Raw genomic sequence first — 16177 nt, 5'->3', positions numbered from 1 at the left:
CCGGAGATTTCAACGTGGACATGCAAGGCACCCGGCAACTCGCCGTGACACAACAACAGGCCTGGGAGGCCCTCAACAACCCCGAGATCCTCAAGACCTGCATCCCGGGTTGCGAGAAGTTCGAGCTCACGGGAGAGAACACCTACGCGGTGGGCACCGCCATCAAAATCGGCCCGGTGGCCGCGCGCTTCAACGGACGCGTGGTGCTCTCCGACATCGTGCCCCCGCAGTCATACAAGCTCGGCTTCGACGCGCAAGGCGGCGTGGCGGGTTTCGGCAAGGGCGAGTCGGCCGTGCTGCTCACACCCAACGCCGCTGGCTGCGAACTCAGCTACACCGTGCACTCCACCGTGGGCGGCAAGATCGCGCAGCTCGGCCAGCGTCTGATCGACGGCGCGGCCAAGTCGCTCGCGGAAGACTTCTTCCGCCGCTTCGAAGAGGAGCTGCAACGCCGCTACCCCGCCGCCGCCGGCGAAGTGGTGGCCCTGCCAGCACCCACCGCCAAAGGCGGCCTTCCCGTGTGGGTCTGGGGTACCATCGCCGTCCTCGTGGCGGCAGCGGTGTACATGGCCACGCGGGGCTGAAAGAAACCACACATGGAAAACCTCGACGTCACCGTCCTGCGCACGCTGCACGGTTGGCGCACCCAGGGGCAACGCGCCCTGCTCGCCACCGTGGTTCGCACCTGGGGTTCGTCGCCGCGCCCGGTGGGCTCCATCATGGCGCTGTGCGAGAGCGGCGCGGTGGTCGGTTCGGTCTCGGGCGGCTGCATCGAAGACGACCTGATCTACCGCTACAGCCGCGCCAACCAGACCAGCGCCAGCGCGCCAGCGCCAGGCATCACCCACGACATTCCCGACAGCACGCCGCAGCGCGTGAAGTACGGCGTGAGCGCGGACGAAGCCCACCGCTTCGGCCTGCCCTGCGGCGGCACGCTGGAGCTGGTGCTCGAATTCAACCCCGACGCGGCTTCGCTGCTGGCACTCGTGCAGACCCTGGCCGATGGCCAGATGGTGCAGCGGCGCACCGAGCTGGCGAGTGGCCGCGTGGAACTGCGTGCGGTTACCGCGCCCTCGCCATTGCTCGACGACGGCGAGGTGCTGGCCAACACCTTCGGCCCCGAGTACCGCATGTTGCTGATCGGCGCCGGCCAACTCACCGAATACCTCGCCACCATGGCGCTGTTCAGCGGCTTCGCCGTCACCGTGTGCGACCCACGCGAGGAGTACCGCACCGCCTGGTCGGTGCCCGGCGTGGCGCTGCTGACCGAGATGCCCGACGACGTGGTGCGCGACTTCAAGGTCGACCGCCGCAGCTGCGTGATCGCGCTCACGCACGACCCCAAGCTCGACGACCTGGCCTTGCTCGAAGCGCTGGACACCGAGGCTTTTTATGTGGGCGCCATCGGCTCGCGGCGCAACAACGAAGCGCGCCACGCCCGCCTGATCGAACACTTCGAGCAGACCGCAGAAAGCCTGGCGCGGCTGCGCGGGCCGATCGGCATCTACATCGGCAGCAAGACGCCGCCCGAGATCGCGGTGAGCATCATGGCCGAGGTGCTGGCGGTGAAAAACGGCGTGCCGCTGCCGCGCGACATGGACGTGGCGCACGCCAAGAATGCGCTGACCGATGGCACGGCCGAGCCATCCGGCCCGACCTGCTTTTCAAGCACCGCCGCGCGGTGAACACCGCCGCAGCTCCGCAGCCGCTGCGCACCGGCGTGCTCATCCTGGCCGCGGGTGCTGGCCGGCGCATGGGAGGGCGGGCCAAGTGTTTGCTGGAGGTGCAAGGCCACAGCCTGCTGGAGCGGCTGGTGCGCTCGGTGCGCAGCCTGGGGCTGCACACCCCCGTGCTGGTGCTGGGCCACCACGCCGCCGACATACAGGCGCACCTCGCCCAGTGGCCTGAACACATCACTCCACGCCAGGTGGTCAACCCCGCGCCCGAGGACGACCCGGCCTCGTCACTGCACCTGGGCTTGCGCGCGCTGGACGGCGATGTGCAGGCCGTGATGGTGCTGCTGGCCGATCAGCCCCTGATCGACGCCAGCGACATCGGCGCGGTGCTGCACGCGTTCCAGCGCCGCCCGCCCGGCTCTCAGGTGCTCATGCCCATGGTCAACGGCGTGCCGGGCCATCCGGTGATGTTCGATGCTGCGGTGCGCGCCGACCTGCTCGCCGCCCCCGGCACCGGCCTGCGGCAGTGGCGCGCTGCGCACCCACAGGCCACCCTGCCCTGGGTGGTGGACAACCCGCACCACACGCGCGACCTGGACACGCCCGAAGACGTCGATGCTCTCGCGCGAGACACCGGCTGGGTCTGCCGCTGGCCCGAGCCTGCGCTGGGGGTTAACACCGATCCCGCGAGCAGTTGAGGCGCACGCTGGGACGTTCAAACGCTGCTTTAATTCTGTTGTGATTCCGAACACCCAGCCACCCCTGACGCACCCGCACCGCCTGGCCGTGATCGAGCAGGCGCGCAAGGCGGTGCTGGACACGCGCGACCCCAGCGCACCCACGGAGCTCTCGCCCTGGATTGATCGCTCGTGGCGGCGCTGCCTGGGCATGGGCTTCAACCCGCACCACCCCGTCGCCTTCGATGCGGTGACCCACAGCGCGGTGCGCAACACCATCGACGCCAACCAACCCTTGCTGCGCGCGGCGGCCCCGGTCATCCAGTCGCTCACGCGGGCCATGGCCAACACGCGCTACTTCGCCATCCTCACCGACGCCAGCGGCATGGTGATCGACGTGAACGGCCCGGTGGACCGGCACAACCCGCAGGCATCGAGCATTGCACGCGTGGGCGTTGACCTGTCGGAGCGCGCCGTGGGCACCACCGCCATCGGCACCACGCTGGCCGAGTTGCAGCCGGTGTGGCTGCACCGGGGCGAACACTTCTTTGATGCCACCAGCGTCTACAGCTGCGCGGGCGCGCCCATCTGGGGCCCCGATGGCCAATGCGTGGGCATGCTTGACCTCACCGGCGTGAACGTGGTGGAGCAACCCGCGCTCAAGCACCTCGTCACGCAGTCGGCGCGCAGCATCGAAAACGCGCTGGCGCTGGCCCGCCCGCACCGCCTGCTGCTCAGCCTGAACTGGCCCGGCCAGTCGCTGGGCAGTGACAGCGACGGGCTTGTGTGCGTGGATGCAGACGGCCACATCACCGGCCTGAACCGACCGGCTGCCGACATGCTGGGCATCGCGCCGCTGGGCCGCGCAGGCCATTGCACCGACGTGTTTGCCGTGCCCCTCGAAACGCTGTTCGATGCCGCGCGCGGTCAGCGCAACGCGATCGAGGTGCCGCTGTGGTCGGGGCTGCGCCTGAACGTGCACGCGCGGCTCAACGCGGGTGGCGAGCGGGCACCCATGAACGGCTCGGGCGCCGCCGTACCGCTCAAGGACGTGGAGACCGCCCTCATCCGCAAAGCGGTGGAAGAAGCCCGCGGCAACGTGATGGAAGCCGCACGCGCGCTGGGTATCAGCCGCGCCACGGTCTACCGCAAGCTCATGCGCAAGAAGTCCGGCGGCTGACCACGAAAAAGGCGGCCGGGAAGCCGCCTTGCAGGCTCGCCGGATGAGCCCGGCACGGAGCGCTCAGGGCGCGGTCAGCGTCATGCCGTGCTGCTTGAAGATCGCCAGCAATTCGCCGCTGCTGCGGATCGACTGCAAAGCGGTCTCCAGCGCCTGGCCCAGCTCCTTGTTCTCGGCCTTGATCGCCATGCCCACCGGCCAGCCGTTGTCGGGCAGGCCACTGAGCGCCAGTGGCGTGAGGCGGTACTGGCCGGGCTTGACCTCGGCGCGCGAGAGCACCGATTCGGCCTGCGCGCGCGTCACATAGGCGGCCACCGCCTTGCCGTCGAGCATGGCCTGCACGGCCTGCGTGCCGGTGTTGTGGATGCCCACCTGTGCGCGCAGCAGGCCGCCGTTGTAGCCCATGAGCGCGCTGGTCGCTCCGGCGCCGCGCTCGGCGGCGAGCTGGAACCCTTTGAGGTCGTCCGGGCTGCTCACGTCTGCGATGCGCGTGGTGTCGTAGGCGAGCACCAGCGACTGGCGCATGTACGGCGCCAGGATCAGCACCTGGCGGTTGCGCGCCATGAGGTATTTGTCGCCGGGCACCTGCAGCATCACGTCGGCCGGGCCGTAACCCAGGTAGTGGCCGCGCCAGACCATGTTGCGCAGATCGTCGTTCATGTTCTCGCCCGCATCGAACGGCAACAGCGAGAGCTTGAGGTTGAGCTGTCTGGCCAGCGCTGCTGCGATCGACACGTCCAGCCCCTTCACGTCGTTGGCCGGGCCATCGGAGAAGGGTGCGTTGTCTTTGTAGACCGCCACCTTGAGCACACCGCTGGCGCGGATCTTGGCGAGGTCGGTCAGCTCGGTCTGCGCATTCGCCATCAGCGGCAGGCCGGCCAGCAGGGGCAGCAGGCTGCCCAGGATCTGGCGTCGGTCCAGCTGCCTGTTGTTGTCTGTCATGTCTTGTCTCCTCGGGATGCGGGCCGCAAGCGGCTCGCGGGTCATCACTTCTCGCGGCGGGTTTCCAGGTAGGTCTTGATCGACCAGATGGCTTCCTGCGTGAGCGTGCCTTCAAAGGGCGGCATGTACACGCGGCCATCGCGCACGCGGCCACGGCGCACGGTGGCCACGTAGAAGTCGTCCATCTCCTTGTAGCAGGCCGCCTTCTTGGCCGCATCGGCCATGCCCGTGCAGTCGGCGTCGAATTTGCGCAGGTCGGGCGACATGCCCCCCGAGATCGCCTCCAGACCGTGGCAGCGCGCGCAGTTCTGGTTGTAGGCCGAGGTGCCGATGCGCAAGGCCTCCTTGTTGGCCGGGCCGGTGCTGTAGGGGTTGGCGTCGAGCCACTTGGCACCGAGCTGCGGCAGGCTGCTGGTGTCCACCGACTGCGGGGTCACGTCGCCGTGGGCCATGACAGCGGCCACACCGCAAGTCACCGCCAGCGCCAGCAGGCCGCGAGCAGCGCGTTTCGAGAAAGAAAAAGTACGGGTTTTCATCGAGAGGTCTCCAGGGTCAAAGCGGGTTCACCCGATCTGGTCAGCAAGAAGCAGGCCTTCCATCAAAACCCGGATCGATGCCGCCCACGTGTACCAAATTGCATCAATTGCGAAGCCCTCTCCCACGCCGCGTGTCACACCGTTCTGCGCCACTGGTGCCTTCTGGACCACCTTTTCACCGGAAAAAGTAGTGCAAAAGCAGGCAAGTTACTTGCTATCAAGGCGGAGGTACACGCGGCCCGGGTTGTTGCACACCGGGATTACCAGTGTTGTTTCCCGGGACAGTTATGAAGAAAATTGCATGACACACCAACACAGCGAACGCACCGCATCCAATCACCCTGAATCCGACGACCCGCACTGGTCGGTGGATTGCTGGGGAGTCCTCCCCCCGGACCCTGGAGACCACATGAGTTCCGCCCTCTTCACGAGCCCCGCCACGGGTCATCGCGCGGCATCCCCGCTGGCGGGCGTGCCGGGTGCCGATCACCACGACCTGATCGGTCAGTCGCACCGCCGCTCGCAGTCGTACGGTCTCACCGTGACCGACGAGCCTGACTTTTCGAGCCCGGCGCACGGCGTGCTGCCCGATGCGCTGGAAGAAAACCGCTTTCTGTTCCAGCACGCCGCACCCGTGATGGAAACGCTCTACGACCAGATCGTCAACACCCACAGCATGGTGCTGCTCACCTCGGCCAAGGGCCTGGTGCTGCACTCGCTGGGCGACATGGATTTTCTGGAGCGCGCCTCGCAGGTCGCACTCACGCCCGGCATGGACTGGTCGGAGAAAAGCAAGGGCACCAACGCGATCGGCACCGCGCTGACCGAAGAAGAAGCGCTCACCGTGCACGGCGGTCAGCACTACATGAACGCCAACAAGTTCCTCACCTGTTCGGCCTCACCCATCTTCGACCCTTACGGTCAGGTGATCGGCGCGCTGGATGTGACTGGAGACCACCGCAGCTACCACCAGCACACGCTGGCGCTGGTGCGCATGTCGGCGCAGATGATCGAGAACCACATGTTCGCCGACATCTTCCCCAAGGCGATCCGCATCCACTTCCACACACGCTCGGAGTTTCTGGGCACGCTGGTCGAGGGCATCGCGGTGTTCTCGCCCGAGGGCCGTTTTCTCTCGGCCAACCGCAGTGCGCAGTTCCAGATCGGCCTGCCGTTTTCCGCACTCAAGGCCCACACCTTCTCCTCGCTGTTCGGCCTGCCGGTCTCGGCGCTGTTCGAACTCTTCGGCGGCGCCACACCCAACCCCAAGCAGCTGTGCATGCACAACGGCGTGTCGGTGTGGTGCCGGGTCAAACTCAAGGCCTCCAACATGTGGGCCGCCAAGCCCACGGCGCACACGGGCGAAGCACCTGCCCAGCCCCAGCCCCAGCCACCGCAGGCGCCTGCGGCATCGCAGCCCGAGCCGCTGAAGCAGACCGGCAAGAAGATGCAGTTCTCGTCGCTGCATTACCTGGACACCGGCGACGCACAAGTGACCTCGGTGATCCACAAGCTGCGCATGGTCAGCGGGCGCGACATCCCGATCATGATCCTGGGCGAAACCGGCACTGGCAAGGACCTGCTCGCGCAAGCGATCCACGGCGATTCGAGCCGCGCGGCCCAGCCCTTCGTCTCGGTGAACTGCGCCTCCATCCCCGACACGCTGATCGAGTCCGAACTCTTCGGCTACGAAGAAGGCGCCTTCACCGGTGCGCGCAAGAAGGGCTCGATCGGCAAGATCCTGCAGGCCCACGGCGGCACGCTGTTCCTCGACGAGATCGGCGACATGCCCAAGCACCTGCAGGCGCGGCTGCTGCGCGTGTTGCAGGAGCGCAAGGTCAGCCCGCTGGGTGCGGGCAAGGAGGTCGATGTGGATGTGGCGGTGGTGAGCGCCACGCACAAGAACCTCAAGGACATGATCGCGCGCGGCGATTTCCGCGAAGACCTGTACTACCGCCTCAACGGCCTGGTGGTGCGCCTGCCCGCGCTGCGCGAACGCAGCGACTTCGAACTCGTGGTGCAGAAAATTTTGCTCGCGCTCAGCGAAGGCAGCCAGCCGGTGGGCGTGTCGGCGCAGGTCATGGACCTCTTCAAGCGCTACGCCTGGCCCGGCAACTTCCGCCAGCTGCACAACCTGCTGCGCACGGCGGTGGTGATGGTCGGCCAGAACGGTGTGATCGACATGAGCCACCTGCCCGACGATTTCCTGGAAGAGCTGGACCACCAACAGGTGGTGGCTCCAGCCGCAGCGCCGGTGGCACCGATCATGGTGCCGGTGGATGCAGCGCCCGCCTGCAGCGCGCCGGAGCCGGCGGCGGAAGTGTCTGCTGAAGGCCAGAAGTTGCAGGACGTGGCGCTCAGCGCCATGGCGCAGATGCTGCGCCTGCACAAGGGCAATGTCTCGGCAGCGGCCAAGGCGCTGGGCGTCTCGCGCAACACCATCTACCGCAAGAAAGACCAGCTCCCGCCGGACCTGCTCAACTGAGCCTCAGCGTGTGGCGGGGCTGCGCTCCATCCACACCGGCTCCATCTCGCGCCACGCGCGCTGCAGGTTGAAGCCCTGCCGCTGCGCGTAGCCCGCCCAGTCCTTGTAGGCCGGCATCTCGATGGCGGCGGTCTCGCCCGCGTAGCGACCTTCGTCCATGGCCTTGAGCACCGCCGCGCGCAAGTCGCGCAGGTAGGCGCGGGTGCTGACCATGGCCGGTGGCAAGGCTTGCGCGCCCCCTGCGCTGGACACGGCATTGCCGATCACGTGGCGCGGCTGGAGTGCCGCGATGCGGTCCAGCGCGGCCAGCCACGCGTCCACCCCGCCCTGCGCCAACTCGGGCAGGCGCTGGTCGTACACCAGCCCCCCGGCCCACACCACGCGGGTGGCCTCGTCCCACAGCACGAGATCGCTTTCGGTGTGACCCGGCGCGGCTGGCAACACGCGCAGCCGATGCGCACCGATGCGCAAAACCTCGCCGGTCTGCAGCACGCGGCTGGGCCAGACGATGCGGGTGCCGGCCATGGCGCCCTCGCCTGCGCGCTCACTCAGGCTGGCCAGGCAGGCCGGACAGCGCTGCTGCATGGCGCTGCGCGTGCCCTCGTTGGACACGATCTCCAGTTGCCCCGCCGCCAGCAATGGGGCAAACGCCGAGTTCGCCAGCACGTTCTCGGCGTGGGCGTGGGTGTTGACCACCACGCGCACCTGCGCGCCGAAGCGGCAGGCCAGCGAGTCGCGCACGCGCAGGCCGTGCCGGTGGCTCGGGCCGGGGTCGATCACCAGCGCATCCGCGCCCGAGACCACCACCGAGGTGGGCACCACGTGGCCTGCGTTGGCGGCAGACACGTCGGCCTGTGCGTCGGGTTGCCACACCCACACGCCCGGCGCCACCGCCTGCCACGGCACCGCACTGGCGGCGTTGCAGTCGGGCTGGTGAGAGGTCGAGGCGCAGCCCGCCAGCAGCGTGAACACACCCACCAGCACCGCACGGCACAGGCCGTTCATGCCAGCGTCCTGCGCACGCGGCTGCGCAGCTGGTTCAGCATGTCGGGCTCGTGGCCGAGGTGGCCGCTGTGCGGCTCCACCTGCGTGACCTCACCCCCCGCAGCGCGGCCCAGTGCGGCCCAGCGCCGGCTGTTGGCCGGTGGGCAGATCACATCGAACCGGCCATGCACCCAGTCCACCGGCAAGCCGTGGCGGGCGGCCTGCAACACGCCCTGTTCGAGCCCGCCCGGGCGCACGAAACCCCGGTGTCGCAGGTAGTGCGCCTGGATGCGGAATTTCGCCAACGCGTTGTGGTCAGCGCGGGTTTTCCCGGGTTTGCGGAGCCGGGCCACGGCGCGCTTTTCGGCCTTGCGCAGTGACGCCCATTCGCGCCGGATCGAGGCCGCCAGGCGCGGTGTGGTCAGCGCCGCGTGGCGCAGGCTGCGCCGCTGGCTGCGCGCAGCCGACGCGGTCTCCAGCAAAGCCCAGCCGCGCGCGGCGCGCAGCGATGCAACACCCGGTGTCCCACTTTGAATCAGTTGTGTCAGCCGCCGCAGCGCCACCGGCAAAACCACCCCGGAAAAAGCGGGCCACAAAGCGCTCCAGCCGAGCGACTGTCGCACGCGCGACGAGGGCAGCAACAGCCCGCCGACCTCGATCCGCCTCAGCGCAAACGCGCCCCGCAACACCAGGCGCTGCACACGCTGCGGGTGCGCCAGCGTGTAAGCCAAAGCCACCACCGTGCCCCACGAACCGGCCAGCACCGACCAGCGCTCCAGCCCCAGGTGTTCGCGCAGCGCTTCCATGTCCGCCACCAGCGCTGCCGTGTGGTTGCCGGCCGTGCGCCCCTTCGGAAGCGAGGCGCCGCAGCCCCGCTGATCGGGCGCGACCACCCATTGCCTCGATAGGTCAAAGGGCCTCAACATGCCGGGCTGGCAACTGCTGCCCGGCCCCCCGTGCAACAGCAACCAGGGCTCGCCCTGCGGCGCGCCCACGGTGCGCCAGGCCATGCGGTGCACGCCAGGCAACGGCCCCAGCGGCAGGTGTTGCGGGCACGGCCACGCGGTGCTGGCCACCGCCGGGGGTGACACAGTTTTTGTGGCATCGATATTGCTATTCATGGGGGCGGCTTGTGGCAATGGTGCTGGCGAGCTTGCAGACATGTTTCGTGCCAACCCATTATTGGAGACCTTCTATGCAATGGACGACCCCCGCCTTCACCGACCTGCGTTTCGGTTTTGAAATCACGATGTACATCGCCAACCGCTGATCTTCACCGCTTGGTTCGGGGCGCACGGGTGAACAACGCGTGCGCCTTTTTCTTGGTCTTTCAGGTGTCCTGACATGCGCATCCGGGTTCTGGGTTCTTCGGCCGGTGGTGGTTTCCCGCAGTGGAACTGCAACTGCGCCAACTGCGACGGCCTGCGCCATGGCCGCATCAAAGCCAGGGCACGCACGCAGTCGTCGATTGCGGTCACCGCCAACGGCCTGGACTGGCTGCTGGTCAACGCCTCGCCCGACATCCTCACCCAGATCCGCGACACCCCCGACCTGCAACCCGCACGCGCCGTGCGCGACAGCGGCATTGCGGCGGTGCTGCTCATGGACGCGCAGATCGACCACGTGACCGGTCTCATCATGCTGCGCGAGCGCGGCTCGAAACTGCCGCTGCTGGCCACCCCCGAGGTGCTCTCCGACATCTCCAGCGGCTTCCCCATCACCGGCATCCTCTCGCACTACTGCGGCGTGGCCACCACCGAGCTGCCGTCCGACGGCCGCACCATCACGGTCGACGGCCTGCCCGGCATCGAGGTGCAGACCGTGGCCATTGCCTCCAAACCGCCACCGTACTCCCCCTTTCGCGGCAATCCGCGCGCGGGCGACAACCTCGGCCTGGTGATCCAGAACCCCGCCAACGGTGCGCGCGTGTTTTACGCGCCGGGCCTGGGCGCGGTGACGCCCGAGCTGCTCACGCTCATGGCGAGCTGCTCGGTGCTGCTGGTGGACGGCACCTTCTGGACCGAAGACGAAATGATCACGCAAGGCCTCTCGAAGAAGAAGGCCGCCGAGATGGGCCACCTGCCGCAAAGCGGCCCGGGCGGCATGATCGAACAGCTGGGAAAACTGCCGCGCTCCATCCGCAAGATCCTCATCCACATCAACAACACGAACCCGATGCTGATCGAAGATTCCGCCGAGCGCGCCGAGCTCACCCGCCACGGCATCGAGGTGGCGCACGACGGCATGGACATCGTGTTCTGAAGCCGCCACACCATGGACATCGCCACCACCCCGCGCCCGCTCGAAGGCCTCCCCGCCTGGACACGCGACGAGTTCGAAGCCCAGCTGCGCGACAAGGGCCGCTCGTACCACATCCACCACCCGTTCAACGTGCGCATGAACGCCGGCGGTTGCACGCCCGACGAGCTGCGCTGCTGGGTGGCCAACCGCTTTTATTACCAGGTCTGCATTCCGCGCAAGGACGCCGCGATCCTGGCCAACATGCCCGACCGGGCGCACCGCCGCCTGTGGGTGGAGCGCATCCTCGACCACGACGGCTACGGCGACTTCGAGGGCTCGGCCAGCGGCGGCCTGGAGGCCTGGATACGCCTGGGTGAAGCGGTGGGCATTGCGCGCGACGACCTGCTCTCGCTGCAAGGCGTGGTGCCGGCGGTGCGCTTTGCCTGCGATGCCTACGTGAACTTCGCCGCCAAGGCCCCGTGGCAGGAAGCCGTGTGCTCCTCGCTCACCGAGATGTTCGCGCCCCAGATCCACAAGGACCGCCTGGCCACCTGGCCCACGCACTACCCGTGGATCAACGCCGACGGCCTGGGCTATTTCCGCAAGCGCATCCCGCTGGCCGGGCGCGACGTGGAACACGGCCTGCGCGTCACGCTGGACCACTTCACCACGCGAGCCGAGCAGCACCGCGCGCTCGACATCCTGCAGTTCAAGCTCGATGTGCTCTGGACCATGCTCGACGCGATCGAGAAAGCCTGCCAATGACCTCCACCCATCCCAAGCTCTCGCGCCGTTTCCGCCTGCAGTACGAAGAAGCACAAACACGCTGGGTGCTGCTGTACCCCGAGGGCATGGTGCAGCTCAACGACAGCGCCGCCGAGATCCTCAAGCGCTGCGATGGTGAACGCACGGTGGCACAGATCGTGAGCGAGCTTGAAGCTGCGTTTTCGGTTCAGGGCCTGACCACCCAGGTCGAATCGCTGATTGAAGAAGGAGGCCGCCGTGGCTGGATCGACTGAGTTCGCACCGGTCTCCGAAGCGCTCTCGCTGCTGGCCGCCAAAACGCACCCAGCCGGCCCGCCGCTGTGGCTGCTGGCCGAGCTCACCTACCAGTGCCCGCTGCACTGCGTGTTCTGCTACAACCCCACGCGCCACGCGCGCATCCAGGACGAGCTGACCACCGCGCAGTGGGTCGACGTGATGCGCCAGGCGCGCAAGCTCGGCGCCGCACAGCTGGGTTTCTCGGGCGGTGAACCGCTGGTGCGTGACGACCTCGAAGAACTGGTGCAGGAAGCGCACGCGCTGGGCTACTACACCAACCTCATCACGTCGGGTGTGGGTCTGAACGAAGCGCGTGCACAGCGCCTGAAAGACGCGGGGCTGGATCACATCCAGCTCTCGTTCCAGGACAGCACACGCGAGCTCAACGACTTCCTGAGCCACACCAAGACCTTCGAGCTCAAGCAGAAGGTGGCGCGCCTGATCAAGGCGCACGACTGGCCGATGGTGATGAACTGCGTGCTGCACCGGCACAACCTGCCGCACGTGGACCAGATCATCGAGATGGCGCTTGCGCTCGACGCCGAATACCTGGAGCTGGCCAACACGCAATACTACGGCTGGGCCTGGGTCAACCGCGACCACCTCATGCCCACGCATGAGCAACTGGTCGAGGCCGAGGCGGTGGTCAACCGCTACCGCGAGACCATCGGCAAACGCTGCAAGCTGCTGTTCGTGGTGCCCGACTATTTCGAAGAGCGGCCCAAGGCCTGCATGAACGGCTGGGGCTCGGTGTTCCTCTCGGTCGCACCCGACGGCGTGGCCATGCCTTGCCACAACGCGCGCGACCTGCCGGGCCTGAAGCTGCCCAACGTGCGCGACATGGCGCTCGCCGACATCTGGCAGAAGAGCCAGGCCTTCAACGCCTTCCGTGGCGAAGACTGGATGAAGCCGCCCTGCCGCAGCTGCGACGAGCGCCACAAGGACTTTGGCGGTTGCCACTGCCAGGCCTTCCTGATCACCGGCGACGCCACCCAGGCCGACCCGGTGTGCAGCAAATCGCCGCACCACGAGAAGGTGGTTCAACTCGTCAAACAGGCGCCCACCCAGCGCCACATTCCCATCGTCTTCCGAAGCGACGCGGAATCGCGCGCGCTGCACCCCGAAGCCTGACCATGGCCGACACCGCGCCCGCCACACCCCACCACCACCGCATGCTCGGCGCCGCGCTGGTGAGCCACCTGCCGGGCGCACGGCGCAGCCCGCTGGCACTGGAGCAAGCGCCCAACGGCCTGTTTTTGCTGTGGCTGGCCTACATGGGCCTGCTGGCCTTCGGCGCGCTGCTGCTGTGGCAGGCCGGCGCGTGGCACCGGCTGGTGGCGGCCGACCCCACCGGCCTCACCGTGATCATCGTGCTGCTGTTCATCGGTTGCTCGGTGTGGGCCGGCCGGCGCGCGTGGGCGCTGGGCCTGCAGCGCCAGCGGCTGGACGCGCTGCTCGCGCGCCCAGATTCGACGAACAACACCGAACAAGACTGGAGCGCCGAGTACCTGCGCGGCTGCACCCAGCCCGGCGCCGACCAGAACACCTGGATGCAGATCCTGGGCGAGCGCGCACACGGCCCGCACGAGATGGCCTGGTGGCTCAACGGCATCCAGCTCAAGCTCGGCCTGCTGGGCAAGGTGATCGGCTTTTCCATCCTCGCGCTGCAGCTCGGGCAGATGGACAGCTTCGACGCGAGCCAGTCGGCGCAGCTGCTCAAGAACCTCACGGGCGGCCTGGGCATCGCGCTGCTGACCACCGTGACCGGGCTCACCGGCAACATCCTGCTCGGCCTGCAGCTCATGCGGCTGGACCGCTTTGCCGACGCGCTGGTGGCCGACACCCTGGCCGCCACACCCCCCATGACAGCGCCCGCGATCCAGGCACTTGCAGGAGCGCCGCATGGCGATCGGCCGAGCGGTCCGTGACACGGAGACCGATCCGTTCTACGACATGTTGTTCAACATGTTGATCGCCTTCGTCTTCTGTTTCGTCATCGCCCTGCTCTCGTTCAACCCCAAGTCGCGCAAGGCCGGCGACATCCCGGCCAAGGCCGAGTTCATCGTCACCATCTCCTGGCCGGACAACAACCCCAACGACATCGACGCCTGGGTCAACGAGCCCGGCGGCAAGACGCTGTGGTTCCGCGCGCGCGACGCCGGCATGCTGCACCTGGACCGCGACGACCGCGGCGCCAAGAACAACACCGTGATCGTCAACGGCCGCGAGATCACCAGCCCGGTGCGCCAGGAGATCGTCACACTGCGCGGCCTGGTGCCGGGCGAGTACGTGGTGAACGCCCACTACTACGACACGCGCGACCAGCAGCCGGTGGACGTGTCGGTGGCGGTGGTCAAGGTGAACCCGCAGGCCGAGATCGTGTTCACCGGCACGCAGCAGATTCCGCGCAAGGGCGACGAACGCACGCTGGTGCGCTTCAGCATCAACGACACCGGCGCCGTGACCGACATCAACACCCGACCGCTCACCATCGTTCAAAGAACCGGTCTCTGACACCACCCCCATGATCCCCACCGTTTCATCCCAATTGCTGCTGCTGGTGCTCGTGTACGCGCTGCTCGCCTTTTTGCTCGTGTGCCTGCTGCTGGCCACGCGCTGGCACTGGGGCGTCAAGGCTTGCGCCGTGCTGCTGGTCACCGCCTTCTATGCCCTGAGCCACAACACCCTGCAAGGCATTGCCGGCTGGCCGAGCGACGACGCCCTGCCCCAGCGCTTTGTGCTGCTGTCTGCGGTGTTCGACGAACCCAGCCCCGGGCGCAACCACCCCGGCGCCATCTTCATCTGGGTCAACCCCATGAAGGACAACAAGCCGCTGGAGATGCCGCGCGTGCACCGCCTGCCGTACGAGAAAGACCTCGCACGCATCCTGGGCGACGGCATCAAGAAAGCGCGCGACGGCAACACCCAGATGGGCAGCACCGAGCCGGTCAAGGGCCAAGGTGGCTTTGCATGGCTGCGCCCGACCAGCAACGACAAACTGCAGATCAAGCTGAGCGACCTGCCCCGCGCGCAGTTGCCCGAAAAATGAAGCGCCTCAACGCCATCGGCCTCGCCGCTCTGCTTGCGGGCTGCCAGGGCGCCCAGAGCGACAGCTGGTTCCCGCTCGTCGAAGGCAGTTCCCAGGTGTACGAGGTGAAGGTCACCAGCGAAGAAGCGCCCCCCGTGGACGAGTGGACGCTGCGCGTGGAAGGCCCGCGCACCCTCAACGACCAACCGGTGATGGTGCGCCACCACTCGGCCGGCGTGGGCTACTTCCTCAAGACCGACGAGACCGGTGTGAAGCGCGTGGCAACGCAAATGGACATCGACACCGAGCCCACACCCGAGAAAGAGCCGATGTGGGTGCTGAAGGCGCCGTATGCGGTGGGCACCGAATGGACCACCACCACCGTGCCCTACCTGATCCTGCGGCGCAACGAACACCCGCGCGAACTGCGCTACAGCCACAAGGCGCTGATGTACTGGCGCATCGAGGCGGTGGACGACAGCGTGACCACCCCCACCGGCACCCACCAGCCCTGCCTGCGCGTGGTGGGCCGCGCCAACCTCAACCTCTTCACCGACCCGGTGAACGGCTTCACAGACGTGCCCCTGACCAGCCGCGAGTGGTATTGCCAGGGCAAGGGCTTGGTGAAGTTCGAGCGCGAAGAAAAAGTGCCCAACGGTTTTCTGCTGGGCGGCCGCCTGGAGGCACAGTGGGTGCGCTGACGGTCAGCGCACCCACACCATCAGAAAATCTGCAGCAGGCGCAGGTTGATGCGACCGTCTTCCTTGAAGCCCTGGCGCACCGAGGTGTCGCGCCCGTAGGTGGCCAACACCTGCGTCTTGGCGCTCAGGAAATGCGCCACACCCACCTGAAACTTGGTGGTGGCGATGCGGTCGTCCTGCCTCACGCCGTTGAGCGTGGTCTGACCACCGGTGGTGTGAGACACGCCCGTGCGCAGATCGGTCGTGGCCGAGAGCTGGTAGCGCAGAAAGGCCTGAGCCTGGAACAGCGGCTTCTGCTCCATGGTGGCGCTGCTCGCGCCGAAATCCTTGTTCTTGCCGTGGATCTGCACGTCGGCCGCGAGGTCAAGCATGACCTTGTCGGCCAGCGGCGTGATGAAGCCCGCCTGCAGCGCGTATTTCCAGCGGTTCTCGCCCAGGCTCAGCGGGTCGTTGCGGTCGTACTGGCCGGTGGGCGCCGAGATGAAGGGCGTGATGCCGAAGTGGGTCTTGTCGCCGGGCTTGGTCAACCACACAGTGGCCGCCAGCAGCAGGTCGCCCACGCCGGTGTTGCTGCCCAGCGCGGCGATGTCGTTCTTGGCGCTGAGCTTGCCGAACGGCAGCAGGAACTGCGGATCAACGATGTAGCCACCGATCTCCATGAAGTGCACGCCGCGCACGATGCCGAT

General features: G+C 67.4%; 19 protein-coding genes. 14 read left to right on the top strand and 5 right to left on the bottom strand.

The window, feature by feature from the left end; genetic code table 11:
- Positions 1-14: 14 nt before the first annotated feature.
- Genes ACN4F8_RS16115 through ACN4F8_RS16100 form a run of 4 tightly spaced genes read left to right on the top strand, consistent with a single transcriptional unit; the run spans position 15 to position 3533 of the window.
- Positions 15-584 (top strand): CoxG family protein, encoded by a 570-nt coding sequence (locus tag ACN4F8_RS16115; protein WP_419474486.1) that lies wholly within the window; start codon positions 15-17, stop codon positions 582-584.
- Positions 585-596: 12 nt separating this feature from the next.
- The gene (locus ACN4F8_RS16110; RefSeq protein WP_419474485.1) at positions 597-1685 is read left to right on the top strand and encodes an XdhC family protein; all 1089 of its coding nucleotides are present in this window, start codon (positions 597-599) and stop codon (positions 1683-1685) included.
- Positions 1682-2374, top strand: coding sequence for a nucleotidyltransferase family protein (locus ACN4F8_RS16105; RefSeq protein ID WP_419474484.1), 693 nt, complete (start codon positions 1682-1684; stop codon positions 2372-2374). Before ACN4F8_RS16110 ends, ACN4F8_RS16105 begins: the two co-directional genes overlap by 4 nt.
- A 43-nt stretch (positions 2375-2417) precedes the next feature.
- A complete protein-coding gene (locus tag ACN4F8_RS16100; RefSeq protein ID WP_419474512.1) occupies positions 2418-3533 on the top strand; it encodes a helix-turn-helix domain-containing protein in 1116 nt (371 codons plus the stop codon).
- 63 nt (positions 3534-3596) lie between these two features.
- Here ACN4F8_RS16100 and ACN4F8_RS16095 read toward each other — a convergent pair whose 3' ends face one another.
- The gene (locus tag ACN4F8_RS16095; protein WP_419474483.1) at positions 3597-4475 is read right to left on the bottom strand and encodes a substrate-binding periplasmic protein; all 879 of its coding nucleotides are present in this window, start codon (positions 4473-4475) and stop codon (positions 3597-3599) included.
- A 44-nt stretch (positions 4476-4519) separates the two neighbouring features.
- Positions 4520-5011: a cytochrome c-550 PedF gene (gene pedF, locus ACN4F8_RS16090; protein ID WP_419474482.1), complete on the bottom strand. Its 492-nt coding sequence runs from the start codon at positions 5009-5011 to the stop codon at positions 4520-4522.
- A gap of 409 nt (positions 5012-5420) precedes the next feature.
- Between pedF and ACN4F8_RS16085 the strand changes: the two genes are divergently transcribed.
- Entirely contained in the window at positions 5421-7496 is a 2076-nt protein-coding gene (locus ACN4F8_RS16085) for a sigma-54-dependent Fis family transcriptional regulator (RefSeq protein ID WP_419474481.1), read from the top strand.
- Positions 7497-7499: 3 nt separating this feature from the next.
- On the opposite strand, the gene ACN4F8_RS16080 is transcribed toward ACN4F8_RS16085, so the two are convergent.
- Both ACN4F8_RS16080 and ACN4F8_RS16075 read right to left on the bottom strand, forming a co-directional pair.
- On the bottom strand, positions 7500-8501 hold the full coding sequence (locus tag ACN4F8_RS16080; protein WP_419474480.1) for an MBL fold metallo-hydrolase: 1002 nt from the start codon (positions 8499-8501) through the stop codon (positions 7500-7502).
- Positions 8498-9601 (bottom strand): alpha/beta fold hydrolase, encoded by a 1104-nt coding sequence (locus tag ACN4F8_RS16075; protein WP_419474479.1) that lies wholly within the window; start codon positions 9599-9601, stop codon positions 8498-8500. The genes ACN4F8_RS16080 and ACN4F8_RS16075 overlap by 4 nt, the downstream gene beginning before the upstream one ends.
- Before the next feature lie 74 nt (positions 9602-9675).
- On the opposite strand from ACN4F8_RS16075, the gene pqqA reads away from it, so the two are divergent.
- The 9 genes from pqqA (at position 9676) to ACN4F8_RS16030 (ending at position 15491) form a co-directional block, all read left to right on the top strand.
- Positions 9676-9750 (top strand): pyrroloquinoline quinone precursor peptide PqqA, encoded by a 75-nt coding sequence (gene pqqA, locus ACN4F8_RS16070; RefSeq protein WP_068167214.1) that lies wholly within the window; start codon positions 9676-9678, stop codon positions 9748-9750.
- A gap of 74 nt (positions 9751-9824) precedes the next feature.
- Entirely contained in the window at positions 9825-10742 is a 918-nt protein-coding gene (gene pqqB, locus ACN4F8_RS16065) for a pyrroloquinoline quinone biosynthesis protein PqqB (protein WP_419474478.1), read from the top strand.
- 12 nt (positions 10743-10754) lie between these two features.
- Positions 10755-11486 (top strand): pyrroloquinoline-quinone synthase PqqC, encoded by a 732-nt coding sequence (pqqC, locus tag ACN4F8_RS16060; RefSeq protein WP_419474477.1) that lies wholly within the window; start codon positions 10755-10757, stop codon positions 11484-11486.
- Positions 11483-11740 carry a pyrroloquinoline quinone biosynthesis peptide chaperone PqqD gene (gene pqqD, locus ACN4F8_RS16055; protein WP_419474476.1) on the top strand — a complete coding sequence of 86 codons (258 nt, stop codon included), beginning with the start codon at positions 11483-11485 and terminating at the stop codon, positions 11738-11740. The genes pqqC and pqqD overlap by 4 nt, the downstream gene beginning before the upstream one ends.
- Positions 11741-11768: 28 nt before the next feature.
- Positions 11769-12893 (top strand): pyrroloquinoline quinone biosynthesis protein PqqE, encoded by a 1125-nt coding sequence (gene pqqE, locus ACN4F8_RS16050; RefSeq protein ID WP_419474511.1) that lies wholly within the window; start codon positions 11769-11771, stop codon positions 12891-12893.
- A gap of 2 nt (positions 12894-12895) precedes the next feature.
- Positions 12896-13690 carry a hypothetical protein gene (locus tag ACN4F8_RS16045; protein WP_419474475.1) on the top strand — a complete coding sequence of 265 codons (795 nt, stop codon included), beginning with the start codon at positions 12896-12898 and terminating at the stop codon, positions 13688-13690.
- On the top strand, positions 13665-14276 hold the full coding sequence (locus ACN4F8_RS16040; protein WP_419474474.1) for a hypothetical protein: 612 nt from the start codon (positions 13665-13667) through the stop codon (positions 14274-14276). Before ACN4F8_RS16045 ends, ACN4F8_RS16040 begins: the two co-directional genes overlap by 26 nt.
- A 10-nt stretch (positions 14277-14286) precedes the next feature.
- Entirely contained in the window at positions 14287-14811 is a 525-nt protein-coding gene (locus tag ACN4F8_RS16035; protein WP_419474473.1) for a hypothetical protein, read from the top strand.
- Complete coding sequence (locus tag ACN4F8_RS16030) at positions 14808-15491, top strand: hypothetical protein (RefSeq protein WP_419474472.1); 684 nt, start codon at positions 14808-14810, stop codon at positions 15489-15491. Before ACN4F8_RS16035 ends, ACN4F8_RS16030 begins: the two co-directional genes overlap by 4 nt.
- A 20-nt stretch (positions 15492-15511) precedes the next feature.
- Here the strand turns inward: ACN4F8_RS16030 and ACN4F8_RS16025 are convergent.
- A partial coding sequence (locus tag ACN4F8_RS16025) for a transporter (RefSeq protein WP_419474471.1) occupies positions 15512-16177 on the bottom strand: 666 nt, incomplete at its 5' end.

It is taken from the genome of Hydrogenophaga sp. (genome assembly GCF_048549895.1).
Classification (GTDB): Bacteria; Pseudomonadota; Gammaproteobacteria; order Burkholderiales; family Burkholderiaceae_C; genus Hydrogenophaga.
Note: the sequence above shows the minus strand (reverse complement) of the source record. Positions and strands in the feature narration are given on the sequence as shown.